Consider the following 627-nt stretch of genomic DNA (forward strand, 5'->3'; position numbering starts at 1 on the left):
AGTTATCACCACTGACCTGCCAGTGACTCGTGCCCACATTAGAGCCCGTTGCTACGGTATCGCTGCCCTGACCGCCATCAAACTGGACAAGGAATTGGCGCTCACCTAGGTCTAAGAAGGATTGGTCTATCGTCAATTTGTCATCATCATTGGTGCCGGCAATGGTGATCACACTATTATTTGCGATATCAGCAAGTTTACGTTCGGCTAATACCACGCCATTGTCTTCATTGTTAATAAGCTGTATAAACTGCTCATTAGACGCTTTTTCCACAACCTGAAGTGTTACATCATTAGCCGTCGCCGCTAATGCTGCTAATGGATCAGCGGAAAGGAGTAAGCGAGGTTCGAGTTGTTCTATGGCAAACACATTTGTTTGCGCAGAAGCAAGCTTCCAGCGAGGGTGCGCTATCGCCTGTCGGATCCCATCCATTAGGTTTGATAGCGGTAATCCTTCGCGAGCAACATAGGTTTTTCCCAACTTGCGTTGACTCGATGACTTAGTAGCTCTATCCAGTTGCGTATCCATAACTTTTACCTTTTGAGGGCGTTCCGGCACGTAATAACCCCACAATTTGTATGCTTTATTGATTATTAAAAAGCAAAAATGCACAGCCACTTCGAAAT

At 45.8% G+C, this 627-nt stretch carries 1 protein-coding gene; it reads right to left on the reverse strand.

Going from position 1 to position 627, the window contains the following annotated elements; translation table 11 throughout:
* On the reverse strand, positions 1-529 hold a 529-nt coding region (locus ACP45E_RS08800), incomplete at its 3' end, for an LEPR-XLL domain-containing protein (protein WP_141707266.1).
* Between the last annotated feature and the right edge of the window lie 98 nt (positions 530-627).

The sequence above is a fragment of the Vibrio genomosp. F10 str. 9ZD137 genome (assembly GCF_049974785.1).
Taxonomy (GTDB): Bacteria; Pseudomonadota; Gammaproteobacteria; order Enterobacterales; family Vibrionaceae; genus Vibrio.